Consider the following 5,552-nt stretch of genomic DNA (forward strand, 5'->3'; position numbering starts at 1 on the left):
CGGGGGGGCCCGCGCGCGGGGTCCCGGGGCGCCCCCCCCGCGCGCGCGCGCCCGGGGGGCGGCCGGCGCGGGGGGGGGCGGCCCCCCACGGCACAGCCCGGCGACGTACCCGCCGCGGTCCGGACCGCGGAGCTCGTTGTTGAGCTTGGAGGGGATCCGATAGCTCAGGCACCAGCAGACGTTGGCCTGCGGTGACTTCGGGCCGATCACACTACGGACGTCCTCAAAGACCGAAGCCGGGCGCACATCGATGGTCATGGCGTCACGATGTCATGGCAGCCATCGCGACGCCGGTCAACCAGTAGTGCTCTCCCCTACTGCTCTACTGCCCTACCGCCCTGCTGCCCTGCTGCCCTGCTGCCCTACTGCTTGCGCAACAGCGCGCATCTGAATCGCTCGCGCAGCGCTTCGCCATCGTCGTCGATCTCGGAGAATTGCCCCCCTGATGGCGGCGCGGGCGTCGGCGCAGTCGGTTCCTGACGGCTTAGGTGCTGGCTGCTGTTTCGGCCGCTGCCTGAGAAACGCTCATTCCAAGGCCGTCGCACATCAGGAGAGTGAGGCGGTGCTGCTCGGGCAAGAGCACCGCTTCCACGCGGGGGTCGAACCCCGCGGGTTTGCGGCGTTCAGAGAGGTCGCGGAAGCGGTGCCAGGGCGACAGCGCGTATGCGTACGCGTGTGAGCGCACCCATCCGACGGGGTCCGGGTCGACAGCGATCTCTTGCCAGTTTTTCCAAGCGTGATGGAAAGCGGGCTCGACCGATTCGAAGGCTCGGCGGCGACGTCCGGTGAGCAGGTGTGTCTCGCGAATCAGTTCCGGGGCGGCTTCGGGGGTGGATGCCGAGCGGGCGGAACGTTTCCTCTGTGAGCCTGGGCGGGCAGGGCCAAGTGTCGGTTACGTCGACTTCGCCGCTGGTCGGGGCACTACCGGCGAAGGCAGTGGGAGCCGTACGGAAATTGATCGCCTCTCCCCCCCGGGTACTCAACCGCTCCTCTGTGAAAGGTTCCTGGCGTGGCCGGCGGCGGCATAGCCCGGTGCGTTGGCCACCGGTACGCGTCCGGTCGTAGTGCTCCGCCGGTCCGTGCTGGACGCCCGGCGAGCCCTGGGGTTCTCCGGTCTCTTCCGGGGCGAGGTCGTCGGGGTGTACTTGCGCTGCTCTTTCCATTGCGCCGGCAGATCGTCGTAGATCGGCGTCTGCGAGGAGGGCACGGCCTCCTCGGCGGGGATGTGGGACGGGCCGGCGTCGATTGCTGCAGAAACGGTTCTGCTGACATCAGTCATGCGAAGACCAAGGGGCCGAAGAGGGTCCAGGTGCTGCCGCATATCGCAATTGACCACAAGTGCTCGTGCCTAAGCGATGCTCTTCGAGGCGAGCCCGGTCACAGCCGGGCGATGGTCATGCGGCACGCCGAGATAGACTCACCGCATGATCATCCCATTTGTCGTTGGCGTCACTGTCCTCCTCACGGTCGCCGCCGTGGGCGTGTGGGTGTGCCTGGAGTTCTGCGCGGCGTGCCGCGAGCGCAGGCGCACGCCCGTCGGGCCCGCCACTGACGGTCGGTAGTCCGCGCAGGCTCCCCGGCGTCCCCGCCGTCCCGCCGCCCCCCACCGAATCGATCGCCGTCGCTCTGAACCGGGACACAGGACGCGCTCGCCTTCGCCGGCTACACCGCAGTCGTTCTGGTCGTCGGAACCGTCCTGCTGCACCGGCGCGACACCAACTGAGTACGTGTGTCGCTCAGCTCGTACACCCGCCTGACCTGCCCTTGCCGGTCAGGTGGCCACTGCGGCGGCAGCCGTACGTCATCTGGCAAGTACTTCACTCACGGCCTTCACATGGCTGACGCCTTCACAGGACGCTCCCTGCGGAGGAGGCTGTCTGTCGAGCGGCCCGGCGTCTTCGGGGTGTGAACGGCCCCGTGAGCCGGGCTCGGCCAACCGTCTCGGCGGCTCTGGCCACCTGCTCGATCGAGGGGGATGCCATGGCCTGGCCGGCCGACGGCAGAGCGACTCGAAGGCGCCGCAGCGCAATCGCCTATCAGCATGATCCACTGCAATTCCTGGCGGCAGAGTTCGAAGGCACCCAGGATGTGTGGCGCTCGGCGTCTGGCCGGCTCTGCGTGGCAAGCCCGCAGGTGGCCCGTGATGTGTTGGGCAATCGGCAGGGCGCTTTCAAGGAGACCTCCGACTTCTTCCACACTCGCACCGGGGTCTTCGGCCCCGGAACGGCCCAAGCCGAAATCGGTCGCGCGCCGCCACAGCACAGAGGTCCCGTGGACCCGCATACGCACCGCCTGGCTCACCCAACTGCACACACTCACCACCGGCGAGCACACCGCCGAAATGATCACACGGATGGAACGGATCATCGACGCCCGGCTCGGCGACGACATCGACCTCGTCCTGCTCGCCCAGGACATCGCCGTGCAGTCCATCCTGCCGGTCGCGTTGTCCGGCCTCACCGGCGGCGAGTCAGCCCGCATCACACAGGACTTGCATCAGAAAGTGCTACGCCTGATCGACCGCCACCCCGGCCGCGGACTGCGCCATCACGCACGCTTCGCCGCCGTTCAGATCCGTGCCGGCCTCGTCGTACGAAGCGTCCTGCGCAACCGTGCCTCGGGCCGCCGCGCCCGCGAACTGGACCTCACCGACCCCATCGTCGACATGCTCCCCGAACTCGGCATGGACCGTGCGCTCGGCGTCGTCACAACCGTGCTCACCGCGATCGGCGGACCGCCCGGCTCCGCGGCCGCGAGTGTGCTCTACGAATTCGTCCGCAATCCGCAGTGGGCACAGCAGCTCGCCCTCGAACTGCAAGGCGTGGACCCGGTCGAGTTCTGCGCCGCACCGAGCAAGGCGGCACCGGTCACCCACCGGTTCGTCAAGGAAGTCCTGCGCATGTGGAGCCCTCCGCTCCTACTGGTGCGGCGTGCACGGGTCTCGTCCGACCTCGGCGCCACCCGGCTGGAGAAGGGGCAGAGCTACCTGGTCAGCCCGCACATGATCCACCGCGATCACCGGTTCTGGAAGCAGGCCGACGCATTCGACCCCGACCGCTTCCTGCCCGGAGCACCGCACGGTCCGGCCGACCGGACGTGCTAGGTACCGTTCGGCTGGGCACCGAAGAAGTGCATCGGCGCAGACATCGGCACCTCCCAACTCATGGCACCGTGCTATCTGATGTGCACCCGCTACCACTTCACCGTCCCGAACGCCGACACCGTCACCATGGCCTGCCGCTTCGCCCCGGTACCGCAGCACTTCCGGGGCGACCTCGTCCGAGCATGACCGTGGCACGCGAGGCCGTCCGCCAGGAGCCATAAGTCACGTGCCTGGAGGGCGCTTTCGCCCTCCAGGCAGAGCGACGTGGTCCACTCTGTCTGGCGGCCGGGAAACGGGACAGAAGCGGCCACTTCAGGCGGTGCAGGTTCCAGCGGAACCCATCTTCTTGATCGCCGTGCGCCGCTTCCAACTCGTTCAGCCACGCGCTTGGTTCGGTCGCAGAGACCGCTCGGCGTCCGATGGCACGGACCCGTATCTCGCGCCGCTTCGGCGTCGCCGTCGCCTCGGGCGGGCGAGTCCAGCCGCGCCTCGATGAACACCAGTTCCGCGTCCCTCCCGCGGACCGGCGCCCCACCGGCCTCAGTCGAAGCGCAGGTCGGCGAGTTGCCGTTCGAGGGCGGTGACGTCGTCCGCGGGCTCGGCCCGGGGCGGGCGGGCCGCCATGAGCGCGGCCAGCTCGCCGCCCGCCCGCCGGACGCGCGCGGGCAGGCCGTCGGTGTGCTCGTCTCCCCCTGACCCCCAGTCCTCGGACGCCGCGTACACCGCGGTGGGAGCGACGGCGGCGCGCAGATAGGCGAAGAGCGGGCGCAGGGCGTGCTCCAGGACCAGGGAGTGGCGAGCGGTACCGCCCGTCGCCGCGACCAGGACCGGCTGCCCGGTGAGGGCGTCCGGGGCAATCACGTCGAAGAAGGACTTGAACAGCCCGCTGTAGGAGGCCGTGAACACCGGAGTCACGGCGATCAGGCCGTCGGCGCCCGTCACCGCTTCGATCGCGGCGGCCAGTCGCGGCGATGCGAAGCCGGTCACGAAGTGGTCGGCGACGTCGCCGGCAAGTGAGCGCAACTCGACGACCTCGATCGACACGGTGTGGCCCTGGTCGGCGAGATCGTCACGGGCTGCCTCGGCCAGCCGGTCGGCGAGCAGGCGGGTGGAGGAAGGCGTGCTCAGCCCTGCGGAAACGACGGTCAGCTTCATGCGGCGTCCCTTCCCCGCTGCGTCGCGGCAGTGACCCGCGCCGCGTGCGTCGGTGCGTCGGGAACGTCGGCCGGACGTCCATCGGCGAACTCCTTGCGCAGCACGGGCACGACCTCCTCTCCGAGGATGTCGAGCTGCTCCAGGACGGTCTTCAGGGGCAGGCCCGCGTGGTCCATCAGGAAGAGCTGGCGCTGGTAGTCGCCGACGCTCTCCCGGAAGGACAGGGTCCGCTCGATGACCTGCTGGGGAGAGCCCACCGTCAGCGGGGTCTGCTCGGTGAAGTCCTCCAGCGACGGGCCGTGGCCGTAGACGGGTGCGTTGTCGAAGTAAGGGCGGAACTCCCGTACGGCGTCCTGGGAGTTCTTCCGCATGAAGACCTGTCCGCCGAGACCCACGGTGGCGTCCTCCGGACGGCCGTGGCCGTGGTGGGCGTACCGGCGCCGGTACAGCTGAACCATGCGTCTGGTGTGGTCCGCCGGCCAGAAGATGTTGTTGTGGAAGAAGCCGTCGCCGTAGAACGCGGCCTGCTCCGCGATCTCCGGAGACCTGATGGATCCGTGCCAGACGAACGGCGGGACGCCGTCCAGCGGCCGGGGCGTCGAGGTGAAGGCCTGCAGGGGCGTGCGGAACGTACCCTCCCAGTCCACGACGTCCTCACGCCACAGCCTGCGCAGCAGCGCGTAGTTCTCCTTGGCGAGGTTGATGCCCTGACGGATGTCCTGTCCGAACCACGGGTACACGGGGCCGGTGTTGCCGCGCCCCAGCATGAGATCGACCCGGCCGTCGGCCACGTGCTGGAGCGTCGCGTAGTCCTCCGCGATCTTCACCGGGTCGTTGGTGGTGATCAGCGTCGTGGCGGTGGACAGGATCAGCTTTTCGGTACGGGCGGCGATATGGCCGAGCAGGGTGGTCGGGGACGAGGGGACGAACGGCGGGTTGTGGTGCTCGCCGGTCGCGAAGACGTCCAGGCCGACCTCTTCGGCCTTCAGGGCGATGGCGATCATCGCCTTGATGCGCTCGTGTTCCGACGGAGTACGGCCGTCGGTGGGGTCGGGGGTCACGTCCCCGACGGTGAATATGCCGAACTGCATGAGGTCTCTGTTCTCCTGGTCCTGTCCGGATCCTGCGGTGGTGGCCGTGGAAGGCCGGGTGGCGTCGGGGGACGCCGGGGTTTCGGCATCACCCGGCGCGGGCGCCCGGGCGGGGGGCCGCCCGGCCCGCCCCCGCGCCGGCGCCCCCCGGTGCTCGGCCCGGGGGGGGGGGGGCTGCGGCGCCAGGGCGGGTGGGGGGTGGG

At 69.5% G+C, this 5,552-nt stretch carries 5 protein-coding genes and 1 pseudogene; 3 read left to right on the forward strand and 3 right to left on the reverse strand.

Going from position 1 to position 5,552, the window contains the following annotated elements; all coding sequences use genetic code 11:
* Positions 1-258: pseudogene (locus ACFWY6_RS43770) on the reverse strand (GNAT family N-acetyltransferase); the annotation flags it as partial.
* 1,166 nt (positions 259-1,424) lie between these two features.
* Here ACFWY6_RS43770 and ACFWY6_RS43775 point away from each other — a divergent pair.
* The 3 genes from ACFWY6_RS43775 (at position 1,425) to ACFWY6_RS43785 (ending at position 3,289) form a co-directional block, all read left to right on the forward strand.
* A complete protein-coding gene (locus tag ACFWY6_RS43775) occupies positions 1,425-1,562 on the forward strand; it encodes a hypothetical protein (protein ID WP_384703008.1) in 138 nt (45 codons plus the stop codon).
* Positions 1,563-2,353: 791 nt separating this feature from the next.
* Complete coding sequence (locus ACFWY6_RS43780) at positions 2,354-3,103, forward strand: cytochrome P450 (RefSeq protein ID WP_384703011.1); 750 nt, start codon at positions 2,354-2,356, stop codon at positions 3,101-3,103.
* Between the two features lie 60 nt (positions 3,104-3,163).
* Positions 3,164-3,289: a hypothetical protein gene (locus tag ACFWY6_RS43785; protein WP_384703014.1), complete on the forward strand. Its 126-nt coding sequence runs from the start codon at positions 3,164-3,166 to the stop codon at positions 3,287-3,289.
* A 354-nt stretch (positions 3,290-3,643) separates the two neighbouring features.
* On the opposite strand, the gene ACFWY6_RS43790 is transcribed toward ACFWY6_RS43785, so the two are convergent.
* Complete coding sequence (locus tag ACFWY6_RS43790; RefSeq protein WP_384703017.1) at positions 3,644-4,258, reverse strand: FMN reductase; 615 nt, start codon at positions 4,256-4,258, stop codon at positions 3,644-3,646.
* Positions 4,255-5,349: an LLM class flavin-dependent oxidoreductase gene (locus ACFWY6_RS43795; RefSeq protein WP_384703020.1), complete on the reverse strand. Its 1,095-nt coding sequence runs from the start codon at positions 5,347-5,349 to the stop codon at positions 4,255-4,257. Before ACFWY6_RS43795 ends, ACFWY6_RS43790 begins: the two co-directional genes overlap by 4 nt.
* Positions 5,350-5,552 lie beyond the last annotated feature (203 nt).

It is taken from the genome of Streptomyces sp. NPDC059037 (genome assembly GCF_042740015.1).
Taxonomy (GTDB): domain Bacteria; phylum Actinomycetota; class Actinomycetes; order Streptomycetales; family Streptomycetaceae; genus Streptomyces.

Bases quoted from the DNA above. Each gene is read 5' to 3' on its own strand.
- ACFWY6_RS43780 (WP_384703011.1), top strand. From the start codon at position 2,354: ATGGAACGGATCATCGACGCCCGGCTCGGCGACGACATCGACCTCGTC.
- ACFWY6_RS43785 (WP_384703014.1), top strand. From the start codon at position 3,164: ATGGCACCGTGCTATCTGATGTGCACCCGCTACCACTTCACCGTCCCG.
- ACFWY6_RS43795 (WP_384703020.1), bottom strand. From the start codon at position 5,349: ATGCAGTTCGGCATATTCACCGTCGGGGACGTGACCCCCGACCCCACC.
- ACFWY6_RS43775 (WP_384703008.1), top strand. From the start codon at position 1,425: ATGATCATCCCATTTGTCGTTGGCGTCACTGTCCTCCTCACGGTCGCC.
- ACFWY6_RS43790 (WP_384703017.1), bottom strand. From the start codon at position 4,258: ATGAAGCTGACCGTCGTTTCCGCAGGGCTGAGCACGCCTTCCTCCACC.